Annotated in this window: 20 protein-coding genes; 12 read left to right on the forward strand and 8 right to left on the reverse strand. The window is 61.6% G+C overall.

Features of this window, described 5'->3' with window-relative positions:
• Window positions 1-21: 21 nt before the first annotated feature.
• The 4 genes from argH to FHT28_RS24105 all read left to right on the forward strand — a co-directional run bounded on the left by argH (window position 22) and on the right by FHT28_RS24105 (window position 5,981).
• A complete protein-coding gene (gene argH, locus FHT28_RS24090) occupies window positions 22-1,422 on the forward strand; it encodes an argininosuccinate lyase (protein ID WP_047553481.1) in 1,401 nt (466 codons plus the stop codon).
• A gap of 99 nt (window positions 1,423-1,521) precedes the next feature.
• Window positions 1,522-1,713 carry a lipoprotein gene (locus FHT28_RS24095; RefSeq protein WP_037196915.1) on the forward strand — a complete coding sequence of 64 codons (192 nt, stop codon included), beginning with the start codon at window positions 1,522-1,524 and terminating at the stop codon, window positions 1,711-1,713.
• A gap of 13 nt (window positions 1,714-1,726) precedes the next feature.
• Window positions 1,727-2,998, forward strand: a complete 1,272-nt coding sequence (lysA, locus tag FHT28_RS24100; RefSeq protein WP_168597553.1) for a diaminopimelate decarboxylase — start codon at window positions 1,727-1,729, stop codon at window positions 2,996-2,998.
• A gap of 247 nt (window positions 2,999-3,245) precedes the next feature.
• Window positions 3,246-5,981 (forward strand): TIGR02302 family protein, encoded by a 2,736-nt coding sequence (locus tag FHT28_RS24105; RefSeq protein WP_168597554.1) that lies wholly within the window; start codon window positions 3,246-3,248, stop codon window positions 5,979-5,981.
• A 15-nt stretch (window positions 5,982-5,996) separates the two neighbouring features.
• On the opposite strand, the gene FHT28_RS24110 is transcribed toward FHT28_RS24105, so the two are convergent.
• The 3 genes from FHT28_RS24110 to FHT28_RS24120 all read right to left on the reverse strand — a co-directional run bounded on the left by FHT28_RS24110 (window position 5,997) and on the right by FHT28_RS24120 (window position 7,932).
• Window positions 5,997-6,356: a response regulator gene (locus tag FHT28_RS24110; RefSeq protein ID WP_037196697.1), complete on the reverse strand. Its 360-nt coding sequence runs from the start codon at window positions 6,354-6,356 to the stop codon at window positions 5,997-5,999.
• A gap of 159 nt (window positions 6,357-6,515) precedes the next feature.
• Window positions 6,516-7,064, reverse strand: a complete 549-nt coding sequence (gene hpt / locus FHT28_RS24115) for a hypoxanthine phosphoribosyltransferase (RefSeq protein ID WP_037196699.1) — start codon at window positions 7,062-7,064, stop codon at window positions 6,516-6,518.
• 199 nt (window positions 7,065-7,263) lie between these two features.
• The gene (locus FHT28_RS24120) at window positions 7,264-7,932 is read right to left on the reverse strand and encodes a hypothetical protein (protein ID WP_047553488.1); all 669 of its coding nucleotides are present in this window, start codon (window positions 7,930-7,932) and stop codon (window positions 7,264-7,266) included.
• Window positions 7,933-8,142: 210 nt separating this feature from the next.
• On the opposite strand from FHT28_RS24120, the gene ftsE reads away from it, so the two are divergent.
• The 4 genes from ftsE (at window position 8,143) to FHT28_RS24140 (ending at window position 11,535) form a co-directional block, all read left to right on the forward strand.
• The gene (gene ftsE / locus FHT28_RS24125; RefSeq protein WP_034511554.1) at window positions 8,143-8,802 is read left to right on the forward strand and encodes a cell division ATP-binding protein FtsE; all 660 of its coding nucleotides are present in this window, start codon (window positions 8,143-8,145) and stop codon (window positions 8,800-8,802) included.
• On the forward strand, window positions 8,795-9,841 hold the full coding sequence (locus FHT28_RS24130) for an ABC transporter permease (protein ID WP_186453452.1): 1,047 nt from the start codon (window positions 8,795-8,797) through the stop codon (window positions 9,839-9,841). Before ftsE ends, FHT28_RS24130 begins: the two co-directional genes overlap by 8 nt.
• A 114-nt stretch (window positions 9,842-9,955) precedes the next feature.
• The gene (locus FHT28_RS24135; RefSeq protein WP_047554341.1) at window positions 9,956-10,633 is read left to right on the forward strand and encodes a YdcF family protein; all 678 of its coding nucleotides are present in this window, start codon (window positions 9,956-9,958) and stop codon (window positions 10,631-10,633) included.
• A gap of 98 nt (window positions 10,634-10,731) precedes the next feature.
• Window positions 10,732-11,535, forward strand: coding sequence for a 1-acyl-sn-glycerol-3-phosphate acyltransferase (locus FHT28_RS24140; protein ID WP_168597555.1), 804 nt, complete (start codon window positions 10,732-10,734; stop codon window positions 11,533-11,535).
• A gap of 36 nt (window positions 11,536-11,571) precedes the next feature.
• Here FHT28_RS24140 and FHT28_RS24145 read toward each other — a convergent pair whose 3' ends face one another.
• Window positions 11,572-12,105, reverse strand: a complete 534-nt coding sequence (locus tag FHT28_RS24145; protein ID WP_168597556.1) for a gamma-glutamylcyclotransferase — start codon at window positions 12,103-12,105, stop codon at window positions 11,572-11,574.
• Between the two features lie 50 nt (window positions 12,106-12,155).
• On the opposite strand from FHT28_RS24145, the gene FHT28_RS24150 reads away from it, so the two are divergent.
• Window positions 12,156-13,169: a DUF2125 domain-containing protein gene (locus tag FHT28_RS24150; protein ID WP_047637967.1), complete on the forward strand. Its 1,014-nt coding sequence runs from the start codon at window positions 12,156-12,158 to the stop codon at window positions 13,167-13,169.
• Between the two features lie 39 nt (window positions 13,170-13,208).
• Here FHT28_RS24150 and FHT28_RS24155 read toward each other — a convergent pair whose 3' ends face one another.
• The 3 genes from FHT28_RS24155 to FHT28_RS24165 form a co-directional block, all read right to left on the reverse strand.
• Complete coding sequence (locus tag FHT28_RS24155; protein WP_168597557.1) at window positions 13,209-14,138, reverse strand: prephenate/arogenate dehydrogenase family protein; 930 nt, start codon at window positions 14,136-14,138, stop codon at window positions 13,209-13,211.
• Window positions 14,135-15,244, reverse strand: coding sequence for a histidinol-phosphate transaminase (hisC, locus tag FHT28_RS24160; RefSeq protein ID WP_092573225.1), 1,110 nt, complete (start codon window positions 15,242-15,244; stop codon window positions 14,135-14,137). Before hisC ends, FHT28_RS24155 begins: the two co-directional genes overlap by 4 nt.
• Before the next feature lie 103 nt (window positions 15,245-15,347).
• Window positions 15,348-16,127 (reverse strand): class I SAM-dependent methyltransferase, encoded by a 780-nt coding sequence (locus FHT28_RS24165; RefSeq protein ID WP_168597558.1) that lies wholly within the window; start codon window positions 16,125-16,127, stop codon window positions 15,348-15,350.
• A 53-nt stretch (window positions 16,128-16,180) separates the two neighbouring features.
• On the opposite strand from FHT28_RS24165, the gene gloB reads away from it, so the two are divergent.
• The 3 genes from gloB to FHT28_RS24180 all read left to right on the forward strand — a co-directional run bounded on the left by gloB (window position 16,181) and on the right by FHT28_RS24180 (window position 18,668).
• Window positions 16,181-16,951, forward strand: a complete 771-nt coding sequence (gloB, locus tag FHT28_RS24170) for a hydroxyacylglutathione hydrolase (RefSeq protein ID WP_037196709.1) — start codon at window positions 16,181-16,183, stop codon at window positions 16,949-16,951.
• Entirely contained in the window at window positions 16,951-17,376 is a 426-nt protein-coding gene (locus FHT28_RS24175) for a cupin domain-containing protein (RefSeq protein ID WP_168597559.1), read from the forward strand. Before gloB ends, FHT28_RS24175 begins: the two co-directional genes overlap by 1 nt.
• Window positions 17,377-17,552: 176 nt before the next feature.
• Window positions 17,553-18,668 carry an esterase gene (locus FHT28_RS24180; protein ID WP_210255466.1) on the forward strand — a complete coding sequence of 372 codons (1,116 nt, stop codon included), beginning with the start codon at window positions 17,553-17,555 and terminating at the stop codon, window positions 18,666-18,668.
• A gap of 22 nt (window positions 18,669-18,690) precedes the next feature.
• On the opposite strand, the gene FHT28_RS24185 is transcribed toward FHT28_RS24180, so the two are convergent.
• Window positions 18,691-19,590, reverse strand: a complete 900-nt coding sequence (locus FHT28_RS24185; RefSeq protein WP_047553504.1) for an EamA family transporter — start codon at window positions 19,588-19,590, stop codon at window positions 18,691-18,693.
• Window positions 19,591-19,678: the final 88 nt, after the last annotated feature.

Raw genomic sequence — 19,678 nt, forward strand, 5'->3', positions numbered from 1 at the left:
CATTCTCCAGGTGGGCATCTCATGACTGACGGCACGGACACCAAATCCTCCAACCAGATGTGGGGCGGGCGTTTCGCCTCCGGCCCCGCGGCGATCATGGAGGAGATAAATGCCTCGATCGGTTTCGACAAGAAGCTGTTTGCACAGGATATCCGCGGCTCAATCGCGCATGCCGGCATGCTCGCCCATCAAGGCATCATTTCCACCGAGGATAAAGACAAGATCGTTCACGGTCTGAACACGATCCTGTCAGAGATTGAAAGCGGCAATTTCGAATTCTCCCGCCGCCTCGAAGACATCCACATGAACGTCGAGGCACGGCTTGCCACCTTGATCGGCCCGGCTGCCGGCCGGCTGCACACGGCCCGTTCGCGCAACGACCAGGTGGCGCTCGATTTCCGCCTCTGGGTGAAGGAAGAGCTGCAGAAGTGCGAGCAGGCGCTGACTGGTTTGATCGCAGCCTTCCTCGACCGCGCCGAAGAACATGCCGATAGTGTCATGCCCGGCTTCACGCATCTGCAGACGGCGCAGCCCGTCACCTTCGGCCATCACTGCATGGCCTATGTGGAAATGTTCGGCCGCGACCGCTCGCGCGTGCGCCACGCCATCGAACACATGGACGAATCGCCGATCGGCGCCGCAGCGCTTGCCGGCACCGGCTTCCCGATCGATCGCCACATGACGGCCAAGGCGCTCGGCTTCCGCGAGCCCACCCGCAACTCGATCGACACCGTCTCCGACCGCGATTTCGCCATCGAATTCCTGTCGATCGCCGCCATATCAGGCATGCACCTATCGCGCCTTGCCGAGGAAATCGTCATCTGGTCGACGCCGCAATTCGGCTTCGTGCGCCTGTCCGACGCCTTCTCCACCGGCTCCTCCATCATGCCGCAGAAGAAGAACCCGGATGCGGCGGAGCTGGTGCGCGCCAAGACCGGCCGCATCAACGGCTCGCTGGTAGCGCTGCTCACCATCATGAAGGGTCTGCCGCTCGCCTATTCCAAGGACATGCAGGAAGATAAGGAACAGGTCTTCGACGCCGCCGAAAGCCTGGAACTGGCGATCGCCGCCATGACCGGCATGGTGCGCGACCTGACGATCAACACCGCCCGCATGAAGGCTGCCGCCGGCTCCGGCTATTCGACCGCGACCGACCTTGCCGATTGGCTGGTGCGCGAAGCAGGCCTGCCTTTCCGCGATGCCCATCATGTGACGGGACGCGCCGTGGCGCTTGCCGAAAGCAAGTCCTGCGAGCTCGCCGAACTGTCGCTGGAAGAACTGCAAGGAATCCATCCCTCGATCACCGACAAGATCTTCGACGTGCTGACGGTCGAAGCCTCGGTTGCCAGCCGCAAGAGCTTCGGCGGCACGGCGCCTTCGGAAGTGCGCAAGCAGATCGCCTTCTGGCGTGCCCGCAACTGAAAAGACTGACGAAAACGCACCCAAACAATCAGGGTGCACAAACGCGGGAAACTTCGCTAAGAAGGGTGACTTTCGCGTTTGTCGCCCAAGAGGATTTCGATGCAGATCAACATGCCGCATATCATCCGCCTGACCGTCGTGCTTTCGGTCGTCGGCCTTGCCGTCGTCGGATGTGGCCGCAAAGGCGATCTCGACCCGCCCAGTGCTCACGCGACCAAGGGCGGCGACGTCTCCAAGCCGACCAAAGAGCCCAGCCCGGACAAGAAGTTCTTCCTTGATCCGCTTCTCTAAATAGGCATCGATCGTGAACCATTTTCAGTATCGCGACGGCATCCTCTATGCCGAGGATGTTCCGGTTCCCGAGATCGCCAAGGCGGTCGGCACCCCTTTCTATGTCTATTCGACGGCGACGCTCGAGCGCCACTATCGCGTCTTCTCCGAAGCCTTCAGCGATGTCGATGCCATGGTGTGCTACGCCATGAAGGCCAATTCCAACCAGGCGGTGCTGAAGACGCTCGGCCGCCTCGGCGCCGGTGTTGACGTCGTCTCCGTCGGCGAGCTGCGCCGCGCCCTGGCTGCGGGAATCCCGGCAAACCGCATCATGTTCTCCGGCGTCGGCAAGACGGCGCAGGAAATGGACGTCGCGCTCGAAGCCGGCATCTACTGCTTCAACGTCGAATCCGAGCCCGAGCTGGAAGTTTTGAACCAGCGCGCCGTCCGCGCCGGCAAGATCGCGCCCGTTTCCTTCCGTATCAACCCGGATGTCGATGCCCGCACGCATGCGAAGATCTCGACCGGCAAGAAGGAAAACAAGTTCGGCATCTCCTGGGAGCGCGCCCGCGCCGTCTATGCCCGAGCCGCCAGCCTGCCCGGCATCAATGCCACCGGCATCGACATGCATATCGGCAGCCAGATCACCGAGCTGCAGCCTTTCGACGATGCCTTCAAGCTGCTGCGCGATCTTGTGGAAACGCTGCGCGGCGACGGCCACGATATCCATCATGTCGACATCGGCGGCGGCCTCGGCATCCCCTATCGCGACGACAACGATCCGCCGCCTTTGCCCGATGCCTATGCGCAGATCGTCAAGAACCAGCTGCGCGGCCTCAACTGCAAGATCATCACCGAGCCTGGCCGCCTGATCGTCGGTAATGCCGGCATTCTGGTGACGGAAGTCATCTATGTGAAGGATGGCGGCAACAAGAGCTTCGTCATCGTCGACGGCGCGATGAACGATCTGATCCGCCCGACGCTTTACGAGGCCTATCACGAGATCCGGCCGGTCGCGATCACCGCTGCCAATGCTCCACGCATCAAGGCCGATGTCGTCGGCCCGGTCTGCGAGACGGGCGACTATCTGGCGCTCGACCGCGAAATGGCGATGCCGAAGCCCGGCGATCTCCTCGCCGTCAGCTCCGGCGGTGCCTATGGCGCCGTGCAGGCCGGCACCTACAACAGCCGGCTTCTGGTTCCCGAAGTGCTGGTCAAGGGCGGCGAATTCCATATCGTCCGCCCGCGCGGCACCTATGAGGAGCTGATCGGGCTGGATTCCATCCCGGCCTGGCTCGAGGGATAATCGGCTTTGCTCGCGGATTTCGGGCAGCAAGGGCAGACCCATCCGTCCCTGTCCGATCGATCACGTTTCAGCGAAGTCCGATGAAAAAGCAGCCTTTGGCACCCCTTGCCCTCGTCTTCGCCACAAAGAATGTTATCTTTGTTCGAATGGCGTCTCGCCGGGCGCCGCGAGCGCGGGCGTGTGGGATGCCCGGCCATTTCCAACGGGCAACTAGCCATCAACGTCAGATCGGGAGAAAACCGGACCGATGACCAGCCCCAGCAACCCTAAGAAGGGCGCTTTCGCCACCCGCCCGGCGCTGGCGCGCATGGTTGCGGTCAAGCGTCTGTTTGCTCGGCTCGTGCTGGTTTCCGAGCAGCTGCTGCCGGGGCTGCTGCTGCCGGCGTCCATTATTGCTCTCTTCCTTTCAGCCGCCTGGTTCGGCATTTTCCGCATCGCGCCCGATGTCCTGCGCTTTCTGCTGCTCGCCGTCTTCGCCGTCGGTTTCGCCATCTCCCTCTATCCGCTGCGCCGTCTGCGCTGGCCGAGTGTCAGAGAGGCCGACCGCCTGCTGGAGGAACGCAATGGTCTGGCGCACCAGCCGGTCGCCGTGCAGGAGGACGAGCCGGCTTTCGACACGCCCTTTGCCCGCGCACTTTGGCGCGAGCATCAGACCCGCATGGCGCAGCGTATCGCCGCATTGGATGCGGGCCTGCCGAGGCCGGATATCGCGCGTTACGACCGCTTCGCACTGCGTGCCATTCCGGCCTTGCTGCTGGTGACCGCCTTCAGCTTTTCCGGATCCAATGGCGGCGGCTCGCTGAGCGATGCCTTCACGGCATCGGCCTCCGCATCAAGCAATCCGGATGTCCGCGTCGACGCCTGGGTCACTCCGCCCTATTACACCGGCCAGGCGCCGATCTATCTCACAGGCAACGTCGCCAATGCCAGTGACAATCTCAACGTGCCGCAATTCTCCGAACTCACGGTGCGGGTTACGGGCGCCTCCACGGATGAAAAAGTGTTGTTCCAGGCAACTGGCGCCGACAAGGGCACCGAGGTTCCGGAACAGGTCGCCGATGCCGGCAATCAAGCCCCTGCCGGTAGCGGACCGGCGGCCCCGCCCGTCGCGCAGCCGGTGGTCAATAACGCCGCCAACGCGTCCAGCACCGATGCAATGATTGCGCGCACCCATGTTCTCAAGCTCGAAAAGGGTGGCGAACTGACGGTCAACGGCAAGTCCTGGTCGTTCAAGGTGATCTCCGACAAGCCGCCGGAAATCACGTTTGACGGCATTCCGCACGCGACCGCCAACGGCGCGTTGGAACTCGGCTTCAGGGTCAAGGACGATTACGGCGTCGAGGAAGCCCATGCGGAGATCCTGCCCGTCGATTCCGATCCCTCAGCGACGCCGCTCTATGACCTGCCGGAATTCAAGCTGGACATTCCGCGCCGAGACCGCCGCAACGGCAAGGGTCTGGCGAGCCACGATCTGACGCAGGATCCCCTTGCCGGCAAGCGTGTTCGCATCGCCCTGGTCGCCAAGGACGGCGCCGGGCAGACCGGGCGCAGCGCGCCCTATGAGATGGTGCTGCCGCCGCGCAATTTCAGCCAGCCGCTTGCCGCTGCCGTCGCCGAGGAACGCCAGGTCTTCGCGCTCGATACCCGCAAGATGCCGGAGGCGATCGAGCTCAATAAATCGCTGACCGTCCGGCCGGAAGAAACCATTTCCGATCTCGGCAACTATCTGGCGATCAGATCGGCCCTGACGCGCATGAAGCTCGCCAGCAGCGAAGCCTCGCTGAAGGATACGGCCGACTATCTCTGGCAGATCGCGCTCGGCATGGAAGACGCGCAGCTGACCGATGCGGAAAAAGCGCTGCGGGATGCCCAGCAGAAGCTCTCCGACGCCTTGCAGCGCAATGCCTCCGATGACGAGATCAAGAAGCTGACGGCCGAGCTGCGCAAGGCGATGGACGCCTACATGAAGGAACTGGCCGAACGCATGCGCAACATGCCCGCCCAGCCCAACCAGCGTTCAGCCAATATTCTGCGCCAGCAGGACCTGCAGCGCATGATGGACCAGATCGAAAACCTCGCCCGCTCCGGCAATCGCCAGGCAGCGCAGCAGATGCTATCCGAGCTGCAGCAGCTGATGAACAGCCTCCAGGCCGGCAAGCCGCAACCTGGGCAGCAGCAACAGAACCAAGCAAATGACAAGATGCGAGAGCAGATGGACAAGCTCGGCCGCATCATGCGCGATCAACAGAAGCTGATGGATCAGACCTTCAAGTTCGATCAGGCTATGCGCGACCGCATGCAGCGCGGCGACTCCAACGAGGACGGCGATGGCCTGATGGACCAGCCACTGCCCAATCTCGGTGACCAGATGCGCCCGGACATGGGGCAGCGAAATCAGGATCAGCAACAGGGCCAGAACCAGCAAGGCAAGAAGGACAGCGACCCCACCGACGGCATGACGGCCGACCAACTGCGCGATGCCTTGAAGCAGCTGCGCCAGCAGCAGGACGATCTCGCCAAGCAACTCGGCGAACTCCAGAAAAACTTGGGTTCAATGGGGATGAAGCCGAACCAGAATTATGGCAAGGCTCAGCAGGAGATGAAGGGCGCATCCGGCCAGCTGACCGAAGGCAACGGCGAAGGCGCCGTACAGGGCCAAGCCCGTGCGCTGGACGCCTTGCGCAAGGGCACCCGTGACATGATGAACCAGCTTATGGCGCAGATGCAGCAGCAGGGGCAGGGCCAAGGCCAATTGCAGGGGCAACCGGGCCAGGGTAATCAGAACGGCCGCGATCCGCTTGGCCGATCGCGCAACAACGACGGCAACTTTATGGACAATCCGGACGGAGACATGGTGCCGAAGATTATCGACGCCCAACGCGCCCGCGAAATCCTCGATGCCATTCGCGAGCGGCTGAGCAACAATCCTTCGCTAAGCGAGGAACGGCGTTATCTGGAGCGTTTGCTGAATCTGGGGCAATAAGACAGGCAGCGCAGATCAAGCAGCCAATGCGCGGGCGACGGCCTTGCGGATATCCGGCAGCGCAAAGGGCTTGGCCACGACATCGACGATCTTTTCCATAAGGTCGTCGGCGCGCTCGCGCTGCTCGGCATAACCGGTCATCAGCAGGATCTTCATTCCAGGCCAGGTCGAATGCGCCTGATGCGCGAGCTCGATGCCGTCCATGACCGGCATGCGGATATCCGAGAGAAGCAGGTCGAAACCGCCCTGCTTGAGCTTTTCCAGACCTTCGGCGCCGTCGGCCGCTTCTTCGGTCTCGTGGCCGTCCAAGCGCAAGGCGCGGGCGACAAAGGTGCGAAGAGAGTCCTCGTCTTCCGTAATCAGAATTTTTGCCATGGTCTGTGCTCCGTGGTCCATCATGTTCCGCGACAGAAATCACCAGAATTCCGTTTGCGATAGGTAAACGACGGGGGGACGATTAGGCTCCGTGGTTAATGAGTCGTCATCGCCGGAGCAGAATGGGACAGCCGGGCCGACTGCCCCCATTAACGTAGATTACGGGGTGGCGTCGCCCAGGACCACGCCGACGAAGGGCAGTTCGCGGAAGGCATAGGCAACGTCCATACCGTAGCCGACAACGAAATAGTCGGGGCATTCGAAGCCGACATAATCGGCCTCCAGCTCCTCCTGGCGCTTGACGCTCTTGTCCAGCAGGACGGCGAGCGTCACATTGCGGGCGCCGCGCTCATAGAGCAGTTCCTTGGCAAAACGCAGCGTACGGCCCGATTCCAGAATATCGTCGATCAGCAGCACGTCGCGATCCCTCACATCGCTGTCGATGTCCTTGACGATGCGCACGCCCTGGGAGACCGTGCCCGCGCCATAGCTCGAAAGGGTGATGAACTCGACCTCCGGCGCCAGCCCCGTCTCGTGCAGCGCGCGCAACAGGTCGGCGGCAAAAATGAACGAACCCTTGAGGATGGCGATGACGAGGAGATCCTTCGTCGGTCCGCTGGCGATTTCCTTCGCCATGGCATGATTGCGCTCGGCAATCTGCTCGGCAGTGAAAAGCGGCTCGATGTTCTTCCCGCGTACGACAGGCATTGATTGGCATGCTCCATGGCTGCTGCGGCGCTCGGCCGCCGATCAAGCACAAGCCCGTAGCACAATCGGCAAGCCTGACACACCCCCTAGAGCCGGATGATTTTAGGTCGAATCGACCTAAAATCTGAATCCGCTCTCGAATCAAACAGGTAGAGCATGATGTCGCCCGAAAACAGCTTACACTTTTCGGCATCACTCCCTAGGGCATGAAGGAAAGACGAACATCCGGCGTTTTTCCACCAGGATGCTGCAATCGTGTGGAAAATCCGCGGCTTTCATGCGGCCCGAGACGGTTCATCGGCGCATTGACGACGACGCTTCGCACCAGCTGGTCGCCGGCAAAGAGATCGGCGCGCATCGATGGTATCGACAGGGTGGCGCCGCTCGCATTCTCGATGATGCCATTCAGTGTCAGGACGCGCATGCCGTTCTCGTCGCGCGGTGTCAGCGTCACATGCGAGAATTGCAGCGGTTCGCCCGCCGCCTCGTTCGGTGCGCTGGACAATCCGGAAAATCCGCCGGCAAGTCCGAAGACGAGCACGGCAAGGGCGACGATGAGCGCCACGAAGCAGCGCCGCGACGCCTGCTGCAAAACGCCTTCGGCAAAACGCAAAGCGGATAGGATTCGCGAGAGGACATTCCCGCGCTTCGGCCGTGACGGCGCTTTCGATCCGGAGGGACCGTCGTGGCGCATGTTGACGACCGAAGCACTCCTGCCGCGGCCGCCAATGACGGTCACGAATTCGGCATCGATGATATCCTGCTTCGGCACGAAACGGCGCGACTGACCCGAACCGGACCCAGGTTCGGGCGGAATGAGGTCATAAACCAGCCCCGCCTGCTGCTGCCGGTGGCGAAAAGCGCCCATGATGACCTCCCTTTGCGGTGATCCACATGGTTTCGACGCCCATTGCTAATCTGGGCATTGAAACGAATCCTGCCCAGTCGTAAATTTTAATGGTTAATGCTTCGCAAAGATCGCCATGAATGGGGCGCCTTTCCAGAAAAATTTACCGGCTGTTAATGCCATTGGTTAACAAGTCGCCTGATTGAACCCTGCGGAAGACTGGACTGCCCGTTGATTCACTTTGAGAACGTCGGTTTGCGCTACGGCATGGGTCCGGAAATCCTCCGCGACCTGAGCTTCGACATTCCGAGAAAATCGTTCCAGTTCCTGACCGGACCTTCCGGCGCCGGTAAGACGACTCTGCTGCGGCTGCTCTTCATGTCGCTGCAGCCGACCCGTGGGCTGATCCGCATGTTCGATCGGGAGATTTCCTCGATCCCGCGCAACGAGCTGCCGCTCCTGCGCCGGCGCGTCGGCATCGTCTTTCAGGATTTCCGGCTGCTCGACCATCTGACGACCTACGAGAATGTCGCCCTTCCGCTGCGTGTGCGCGGCAAGGATGAAAGTTCCTATCGTACCGATGTGCTGGAACTGCTGAAATGGGTCGGCCTCGGCGAGCGCATCAACGTACTGCCGCCGGTTCTGTCAGGCGGCGAAAAGCAACGCGCCGCCATTGCGCGCGCCCTCATCGACCGCCCGGAAATCCTGCTCGCCGACGAGCCGACAGGCAATGTCGATCCGCCGATGGCACGACGGCTGCTCAACCTGTTCCTGGAGCTCAATCGCCTCGGCACTGCGGTCGTCATCGCCACGCACGACCTCGGCCTGATGGACCAGATCGAGGCTAGGCGCATGATTCTGTCGGGAGGACATCTCGATATCTATGACTGAGCCCGCGCCCCGCAGGAAAGCCTCGAATGCCAAAGCTGCGCAGTCGCAGCAAACACCCCCCGCTCCTCCGCCGGAGCGGAAGCGGCCGGAAATGCGCGTGCGCCCCACCGGGCCGATCGTGCCGTCCTCCAATATTCAGGGCAACGCGCTGATCGTCGTCATCGCCATCATGGCCTTCCTCGCCTGCCTCACGCTCGGCGCCGTCAGCATGGTGCGCGCGACGGCGGCAAGCTGGGAGAGCCAGATTTCCCGCGAGATCACCATCCAGATCAAGCCGGACGACAATCTCGACATGGAGAAGGCACTGGTCAGCGCCCGCGACATCGCGCTGAGCTTCGTCGGCACCAAGTCCGGCCAGATCGTCGACGAGGCGGCAACTGCGCGTCTTCTCGAGCCATGGCTCGGCGCCGGCCTGGACATTAAGGAATTGCCCGTCCCCCGCCTCGTCATCATCACCATCGACGAGACGCACCCGCCGGATTTCGAGGCGATGCGCGCCCTGCTCAAGGCGCAGATCTCGCAAGCGACGCTGGACGACCACCGCACCTGGGTCGATCGGCTGGTGTCGATGGCGCACACAACAGTCCTCATCGGCACCGGCGTGCTGCTGCTGGTCTTCACGGCCATGGTGCTGACCGTGGTCTTCGCCACCCGCGGCGCGCTCTCGGGCAATCGCCACATCGTCGAGGTATTGCACTTCGTCGGTGCCGAGAGCACCTTCGTCGCAACCGAATTTCAAAAGCACTTCCTGAAGATCAGCCTGAAGGGGTCGGCAGCCGGCAGCGGCCTTGCCGCCCTGTTCTTCGCAAGCGCCGGCATCCTGCAGAGCCGCACGATCGCCACGCCGCAGACCGACCAGGCAACCGCCCTTTTCGGTACTTTTTCCGTAGGCGCGCTCGGCTATGTCGGCATTCTCGCAACCATGATCGTCATCGCCCTGCTCACGACTCTCACGGCGCGCTTCACCGTCATGCGCACGATCTACGAGATCGATCTGATCCGTTCCGATCCCGGCAGGGCCGACGGTGTGCAGAATTGACGCCGCGGTGAGTATTTTTTGCTGTCCGTCAGCCCGTTCCTTGCCGCAATTGTCGTATAGTACCGAATCATGAGCATGGATCTGTCGACTCGCAAGACCGTGAGTTCGCAGTCGATGCGGGAGCAATCCCGCAGCGATAGACCTGTGCGTCGCAGCTTGTTCCGGCGTCTCCTGCGTTGGGGCGGCTTCGCCTTCATCTTCCTCGCCGCCATCATTTTCGGCGGCTTCCTGCATTTTGCCGATTCGATCACCACGCTGAAGCCACCGCTCGAGCCCAAGGCAGACGCCATCGTCGTGTTGACGGGCGGCTATCAGCGGATCGACCAGGCCGTCGAATTGCTGCGCTCCGGCGCAGGCCACCGGCTGCTGATATCTGGCGCACATCCGACCACGACGCCGTCGCAGATCCGCAGGCTGACGCAGAGCTCGGTCGGTCTCTTCAATTGCTGCGTCGACATCGGCTATGACGCCATCGATACGATCGGCAATGCACGCGAAGCGGCAAAGTGGATCCACGCCAAGGGCTATAAGAGCGTCCTGGTGGTGACGAACAACTACCACATGCCCCGCAGCCTCGCGGAACTGAAATATGTCGATCCCGCGACGGATTTCATTCCCTATCCGGTTGTCAATTCCGATTTGAAGACCAAGAACTGGTTCACCGACCCGAATGCGCTGCGCACGATGATCTCCGAATATGCCAAGGTTCTCCTCACCGGCGCCCGCAATCTGACTGGCCTGGGGCGTCCGGTCGGTCTGCGCTCGCAGGAACAGAGCGACGATCCGGACTGAGATCTCCGGCCGCACACACACCGACTTTTTATTGACGCCGTAATCGTGTAGGCAAGCCTTAGGATGCCGGCGCAAGCCGGTGCATTGGGAAAGCCTTGATGATTATCTTGCGTTCGATCCTGTTTAACACAGTCTTCTATGCCAATCTGATCATTCGCATGATCGTGCTGTCACCGATCTATTTTCTGATGCCGCGCAAGGCCGCATATGCAATCCCCAAGGCATGGGCGAAATCCAGCACCTGGCTGATGGAAAAGATCGTTGGCACCACCTTCGAGATCGAGGGCCTCGAGAATATCCCCAAGGGCAGCTACATCTTCGCGCCCAAGCATCAGTCCTTCTGGGACACGTTCGCGCTGCTGCCCTATCTCGACGATCCGGTCTATATCCTGAAGCGCGAGCTGATGTGGATTCCGTTGTTCGGCTGGTATGCGGGGAAGCAGCGCATGATCCCGGTGGACCGAGGCGCCCGCGGCAAGGTGATGTTCGACGTATTGAAGCGCACGCGTGAAGAACTCGCCACCGGCCGCCAGCTTATCATCTACCCCGAGGGCACCCGCCGCCCGCCGGGCGCCGAACCGGTCTATAAATACGGCATCGCCCGCATGTATCGCGATCTCGGAATCCCAGTCGTCGCCGTCGCCATGCATCCCGGCCTGTTCTGGCCGCGCCGCACCTTCCGCAAATATCCAGGCCACCTCAAGGTGCGCATCCTGCCGCCGATCCAGCCCGGCATGGATCCCGACGCCTTCTTTGCGCGGCTGATGGAGGAGACGGAAAAGGCGAGCGACGAACTGCTGGTCGAAACGATCGCCAACAATCCGCATCTCCCCGTCCAGCCGACCGCAGCACAGCGTCTGGCGGAAATCGGCAAGGCAAAAGTGACCACTGCGGCGGTTTGAACCGAAGGCGGCCGCATCACGTTGAAGAACGGCCTGTCAGGACGCTTCCCGCATACGCTCGATTTCACCGGCGACATGCTCGAGCCACTGATCGCGAATCCCCATCTCGCGCAAATGCGTCAGCGTGTTGAAGACATAGGCATCGTTCGGGCCGGACTGGCCGCTGGCGGATTCGACGATATGAGCGGCCTCTATGGCGTCCAGCGCGCCGGCATATTGCCTGTGATCGCGGTCGACGACATAGGCGACAGAGATCACGCGCCGGCCATCGGCGAGCCGGATCGGCGCTATCCTTTCCAGATAGACATTGGTGACCAGTTCACGCTCGCGCAGATAGGCCAATACCTCGTCCCACGCAGCCGTCGAGACGCGAAACGCCATGCCGCGGCAGGAGCCGCCACGATCGAGACCGAGGACCAGGCCGGGACTGGCCTCTGTGCCGCGATGGACCCAGGAATGAACGCAAAGCGAGCGGCGGTAGCCGAAAATAATGGCCTCCGCCTTTTCCTCATAGTCGAAGCCCGGATTCCACATGAGCGATCCGTAGCCAAACACCCAAAATTCGTCCATATCCAACGCCAAATCAGTGTGAAACTTCAGTCCAACCATTGGAGAACAACATGGCAGCGTCAAGCCAGAGCGTAGCGACCGGTCGAGGTAAACGTCTATCGCTCATCCTGATAGGACTGTTGGTGGTCCTGGCCGGGCTCTATACCGGCGGGTGGTATTACGCGACCAATATTGTCAAAACCAATGTGCTGAAGGCGCTCGGCCAGCAGAACAGCGCCGGCATTGCCGGCAAATGCACAAACATGGCCTTCAGCGGCTTCCCCTTCTCCATGGGATTGACCTGCGACACGGTGACCGTCGACAATCAGACCCGAGGTGTCTCGGCCAATTTCCAAACCCTCAATGCCTCGGCGCCGGTCTATCAGCCGAACCATGTCAGCTGGAACCTGAAATCACCGGCCGAGTTGCGCACCGCCGAAGGGCTGGCGGTATCGGCCGAATGGACGGACCTGCAATCGAACCTCGTTGCCAAGGGGCGTGGCGTCGCGCAGAGCCAGACAGTTATCGAAGGTCTGAAGGCAGCCATCGTCTCCTCCGCCACCGGCCAGAGCGCCGATGTGACCGCCGCCCGCACCGAGATGCACGCCAGCCAGAACGGCAGCGACCTGGATTTCGCGATCGGCATCGAGAATGCCAATGCCGTCATCAAGGATTTCCCGCAGACGCTGCCGACCGCCTCGACAAGCGCCAATGTGACGCTGACCGGCAAGGCCGGCCTGCTCGATGGCACCGACCGGGAAGGCCTTCGTGGTGCCGCAGGCGTGCTGCATCAGGCCGTCATCGATATTGGCGACGGCCGCGTCATGACGCTGTCAGGCCCTTTCAATTTCGACGATCAGGGACTTCTATCCGGCCAGTTCAAGCTGGAGATCAATCAGATCGGGCCATGGGGCGATAGTCTGACGGCAACGCTGCCGGCAGCCAAGAATGTCATCAAGACCGCCACTAAGCTGCTGAAGGCGCTTGCAAACGGCGCCGACAAGGTTTCCGTCGACCTGACGGCCGATCGCGGCCGCCTCGCGCTCAGCGGCTTCATCCCGCTCGGGAAGATCCCGCCGATCTGAGGATCAACACCTTCTCCCCAAGGGGAGAAGGAAAAGCCGCTACTTCTTCGCATCCAGAGCATGACGCCCGAAATCCGGTGCGTCGACGTCCTGGCCCGCCTCGACGATCGAGCGGCGGATGGCGCGGGTGCGGGTGAAAAGTTCGAAGATCTTGTCTCCCTCGCCCCAGCGGATCGCCCGCTGCAGGGAGGCGAGATCTTCCGAGAAGCGCGACAGCATCTCCAGGATCGCATCGCGATTGTGCAGGCAGACATCGCGCCACATGGTAGGATCAGACGCGGCAAGGCGGGTAAAGTCGCGGAAGCCGGAAGCGGAATATTTGATGACTTCCGATTCGGTCACCGTCTCCAGATCGTCGGCGGTGCCGACGATGTTGTAGGCGATGAGATGCGGCAGGTGCGAGACGATCGCCAGCACCTTGTCGTGATGCTCAGGATCCATTTCGTCGACGCGCGAACCGAGCGTCTCCCAGAAATGCCGGAGTTTCCAGATGGCTGCCTCGTCGGTGCCCGGGATCGGCGTGAAGATGCACCAGCGCCCTTCGAATAGCCCGGCAAAGCCCGCATCCGGCCCGGACTTCTCTGTCCCCGCCAACGGATGGCCGGGAATGAAATGCACGTTGGCGGGCATGTGCGGCTGCATCTGCGCGATGACGGAAGCCTTGGTCGAACCGACGTCGGTGACGATGGCGCCCGGCTTCAGATGCGCCGAGATTTCCTTGGCGACGCTTTCCGAGGCTCCCACAGGCACGGAGACGATGACGAGATCGGCGTCCTTGACCGCCTCGGCCGAGGACGGCGTGTAGCGACCGCCGAGTTTCAGCTCCTCGGCGCGCTTCAGCGTCTCGGCGCTGCGCGTCGAGATCACAATTTCCTTGGCAAGGCCCAGCCGCTTGATGTCATGGGCGATGGAAGAGCCGATTAGGCCGATGCCGATCAGGGCGATACGGTCGAACTGAACGCCGCTCATGCCTTGCGCCCCATGAATTCGGTCAGCGTGTCGATGAGGCCGAGATTGGCCTCTTCGGTGCCGATGCTCATGCGCAGCGAATTCGGGAAGCCATAGGCGCGCACGGCCCGGACGATATAGCCGCGGCTGGTGAGGAAATCATCGGCCTCGGCGGCGCGCTTGCCCTCGCTGTCGGGGAAATGAACGAGAATGAAATTCGCGACCGACGGCGTCACCTTGAGGCCGATGGCCTCGAGCGCAGCCGTCATCTTCTCGATCCAGAGCGTGTTGTACGCGACTGCCTTCTCGGTGAAGGCCTGATCGCGAATGGCCGCAGCGCCTGCGGCGATGGCACCGCTGTTCATGTTGAACGGGCTGCGCACACGGTTGACCGCATCGACGATATCGACCGGCGCGTACATCCAGCCGATGCGAAGCGCCGCCAGACCATAGATCTTCGAGAACGTTCGAGTCATCACGACATTCTGGTTGGCCGAGACGAGCTCGAGACCGGCCTCGTAATCGTTGCGGCGAACATATTCGGCGTAGGCAGCATCCAGCACGAGGATCACATGCTTCGGCAGACGCGCATGCAGGCGGCGAATTTCGCTGACCGCAACATAGGTACCGGTGGGATTGCCGGGATTGGCGATGAAGACCATCTTTGTCTTCTCGGTGACGGCGGCGAGAATGGCGTCGACATCGACGGTGCAATCCTTTTCCCTGACCGTAACCGGCGTCGCGCCGGCAGCCATGATCTGGATCTTGTAGACTAGGAAACCATGCTCGGTGATGATGCCTTCGTCGCCGGTACCGAGATAGGTATGGCAGAGCAGGCTGAGCAGCTCGTCGGAACCGTTGCCGCAGAGAATATTGGCGACGTTCAGCCCATGCACATCGGCGATTGCCTGACGCAATTCCTTGGCCTGCCCGTCCGGATAGCGCTCCAGATGCTCGGCCGCGCCGCGGAAGGCCTCGATGGCCTTCGGGCTGGCGCCGAGCGGCGTCTCGTTCGAGGAAAGCTTGAACACGCGCGCAACGCCCGGTGCATGCTCCTTGCCCGGCACATAGGCGGCGATATCGAGAATGCCGGAACGCGGGACAGGCTTGCTCATTTCCATGCTCATGGGTTCGACCTTGGGAAGGGCCGGAAACGTCCGGCTTTAGACACCCCGTCGCATTAATGCGGATTGACAAATTTGTCGAGTGTTTGCGCCGCCGGCGGTCCTGTCAGGCGCCGTCGCGCGTCGTCGGTATGCCGCGCGGCGCAAGAACGGGCACGAAGACGCGGCGCGAGGCGCGGACGGCGACAGGCAGGCCCTGATAAAGCCGCTTCTGCGCCTCGACGATGATGACGCCGGAGAAAGCGGGCCACAGCGTGCGCCCTACCCTTTCGAACGCGCGGCGCAGCCGCAGCACCGTGCGCAGCTTGGAGGGCGGGAAGAGCAGCGCTTCGGCCGTCGCTCCCGGCGTAAAGTTGGTTTCCCGCAGCAGCGAGGTGAGCTGGCCGCGCGAATAGGGCCGGCCGGAACCAAACGGCGTGTGCTCCATGCGCGCCCAGACGCCCCGGCGGTTCGGCACGGCGATCACAAGCCGTCCACCGGGCGCCAATACCCGCCACAGTTCCTTCAGCGTCTCGCGCGGGCTCTCGGCGAATTCAAGCGAATGCACCATCAGCACGCGATCGATCGAACTGTCAGGCAGCGGCAGCTCTTCATCGAAGATCAATGCCGTCGACGATGCGGAGCCCATCGGCCAGTTCACCGCGCCCTGCCCCGCCGGCATGAAGGCGAAGGTGCGCTCGGTATCGGTGCGGAAGCGATCAAGATAGGGAACGGCATAGCCCAGGCCGACGAGGCGCTCCTCCGGCATGCGCGCCCAGATGGAGGAAAGCGCCATGGCAATCGACTGCTCCGCCAAGCGTCCGAGCTCGGAATGATAGAACTGACGGAGATCGACAATATCGGCGTGCATCGAAACAAATGTTATCAGCCGAGCGTTGGACTTCAAGGCCGAACAGCTTACATTCTGTCTCAACGGAAAAGACGAGGACGATTTCGATCATGAAACCATTGGAATTAGAGGTATTTATCTGCCGGTCCGACAATTTTGGCGTGTTGGTCCATGACCCTGAAACCGGATTGACGGCATCGATCGACGCCCCGGAGGCGGATCCCATTCTGAAGGCGGCAGATCGTCGCGGCTGGACGATCAGCCACATCCTGACAACCCATCATCATACCGATCACGTCGAGGGCAATCTGGCGCTGAAGGAGCAATTCGGCTGCGAGATCATCGGCCCGATCAACGAGGCCGTCGCCATTCCCGGCCTCGACCGGGCCGTGGGCGATGGCGATACGTTCGAATTCGCCGGTCACACGGTCAACGTCATCGAGACACCGGGCCACACGGCCGGCCATGTCTGCTATCACTTCGTGGACGACAAGCTGCTTTTTGCCGCCGACACGCTGTTTGCGCTCGGCTGCGGTCGGCTGTTCGAGCGCATAGCGGCCGACATGTGGGCCTCGCTGCAAAAGCTTGCCGTATTGCCGGATGAGACCGCAATCTATTTCGGCCACGAATATACGCTTTCCAACGCCCGCTTCGCGCTCACCATCGATCCCGACAACGAGCGGCTGAAGGCGCGGGCTGCCGATATTGAAGCGCTGAGAGCTGCGGGCAAGTTCACCATTCCGACAACTTTAGCTCTGGAGAAGGAAACCAACCCCTTCCTGCGCGCCGCCGATCCCTCGATCCGCCGTCACCTGCTGATGGAAAGCCGCAGCAACGAAGAGGTTTTCGCGGAGATCCGCAAGCGCAAGGACAATTTTTGATGCAGGTGACAGCGATCATCGAAACGCTTTCCATGCAGCGGCATCCGGAGGGCGGTTGGTACGTGCAGACCTTCCGTGACGAACAAGGCGGCGTGCGCGGCCACTCCACCGCAATCTACTATCTGCTGGAGGCGGGCGACCGCTCGCATTGGCACCGGGTCCGCGATGCCGCCGAGGTCTGGCACTATTATGCCGGTGCGCCGCTCGCTTTGCATCGATCCGCCGATGGCGAGGCGAGCGAAACGCTGGTGCTCGGCACCGATCTGGCAAGAGGCGAGCGTCCGCAGGCGATCATTCCCGCCAACTGGTGGCAATCTGCCGAAAGCCTGGGCGAATTCACGCTCGTAGGTTGCACGGTTGCTCCTGGTTTCGAATTTTCGAGCTTCGAGATGGCTGCGCCCGACTGGAAGCCCGCCTCCGCCTGAAAACCCTTTACCATTCGTTGGCATCGCGCAGGCCCAAAGCGCCGGTGCGATGCCGACCGTCTTGAAAAAGCGTCACGCTGCGTCAGCTTTACACGGGGAGAGAGAATATTGTTTCATCTGGAGGAGGCTTTTTCGTGCGTTTGTTGTTCCCTTTATTCATCGTGGCGGGTTGCGTCATGAGCGTTCCCGCCCTTGCCCTTGACGCGCCCGCCTCACCGCCGGCCGATCGCCCGCTGAAAAACTTCGTCACCTCGGTCGAAAAGGATGGATCAATCACCTTCCGCCTCTATGCGCCGGCGGCAAAAGCGGTCTCCGTCGTCCTTGGATCGTACGATCCGATGGCCATGCAACGGGGCGACGATGGCACTTGGAGCGTGAAGACCGAGGTACTGAAACCCGATCTCTATGAGTATTATTTCAATATCGACGGCTTCCGCAGCATCGACACGGGCACCAATGCACCCAAGCCGCAGCGGCAGGTCAATACCAGCCTCATTCTGGTGCCCGGCAGCATTCTCGATACCCGCAATGTGCCGCATGGCGACCTGCGGCTGGTGACCCTGCATTCCAAGGCACTCAAGTCGGAGCGGCAGATGTATGTCTATACGCCGCCCGGCTACACCGATTCATCGAAACCGCTGCCGGTGCTCTATCTCTATCACGGCTTCGGCGACACGGTGGGATCCTGGGTGGCGCAAGGCCGCGCTCCGCAGATCCTCGATAACCTTCTTGCCGAAAAGAAAATCGAGCCGATGATCGTGGTCATTCCTGACACGGAAACCGACGTGCCCGAAGCGATTGCCGAGAATTTCCCCGGAGCCGACCGTCGTAAGGATTTCTATCCCGCCAACGCTGAAGCGGCCGATCGGGAGCTTGTCGAAGATCTCATTCCCTACATGAAAAATCACTACCGGGTGCGCAGCGATGCGGACGGCCGCGCCGTGGTGGGTCTGTCGCAGGGCGGATACCAGGCGCTCGTCTCCGGCCTGTCGCATCTCGGCACTTTCGGCTGGGTCGCGACCTTCAGCGGCGTCAGCACGACGACCGTGCCGAACAAGGCCGTCGATGCCGCGCTGAACGAACCGGCCAAGATCAACAAGGCGCTGCGCAATTTCACAGTAACGGTTGGAAGCAAGGATCAGGTCGTCGGCAAGGATGTCGCCGGCCTCAAGGCGACGCTCGAGGAAAAGAAGATCGCCCACGAATACCATGAGTATCCGGATCTCCAGCATGAGATGGACGTCTGGCGTCCGTCGCTCGCCGCGTTCCTGGAGAAGGTCTTCAAGAAATAGCCGACACCGGTTGCGGCGAAAATTACTCCGCTGCTTCCGCCTGCGCCGAACCGGCATTGTCTCGGCGCAGGATCATGCGGTGCGCCGCGAGCACAGCCCCGCCGGTCACGAGCAGGCAGGCAAATGCGATGCCCCAGCTCGGTTCCGCGAAGCCGAAAAGGGTGAGGATCAGCGTCGACAGCAATGGCGCGGCATAGCTTGCCGCGCCGAGAATCTGGATGTCACCGTTCTTGATGCCGAAATCCCAGGCATAGAATGCCGCACCGACCGGAAAGAGGCCGAGGCCGAGCACGGCGATCCATTGCGTCGGGCTCTCGGGCCAGAGCGTCTCTTCCAGGCCGAGGTGGCAGAGGAACGAGAGAATTGATGTCACGAGGCAGAATATGGTGACGACATCGGTCGACACCGCCTCGAAACGGCGGGTGATCAGGGAATAGCCGGACCATGTGAAGGCACAGAGCAAAGCCGCGCCGTAACCGATTGCATAGGCGCCTTCGAAATGAAAGCCGTTGCGGCCGACGATCAGAACCGTACCCGCCAACCCCATCAGCGCGCCGAGGATGTGATACCAGCGCAGCCGCTCACCTGGCAGCAGCGCCGAACCGACGACGATCAGCAGCGGCCAGAGATAGGCAATGAGGCCCGCTTCCACCGCTGGCGCATGACGCAGCGCAGTGAAATAGAGGAAGTGATAGCCGAACAGCCCTACGATGCCTGTTATCCAGACTTTGGCCGGCTGACGCAGCAGCTGCAGGCGCTCGGGCCTCAGCGCCAAGACGACGATGCCGGGAGTGCTGCCGATGGCGAAGCAGATGGCAAGCAGCTGAAACGGCTGCATCTTGCCAGATGCCACCGTCAGCAGCGCCAGAAACGACCACATCACGATGGCCGAGAAACCTGTCAATGTCGCACGAAATTTCAACTCTGCCCCCAGCCTGGTGCCACCGACGTCCCCAGGCCCGCTAGAGCAATACCAGGAAAAGTGCGCAGCGGTTTTCCGTCCGGAATTG

It is taken from the genome of Rhizobium sp. SG570, assembly GCF_012275345.1.
Lineage (GTDB): Bacteria > Pseudomonadota > Alphaproteobacteria > Rhizobiales > Rhizobiaceae > Rhizobium > Rhizobium lusitanum.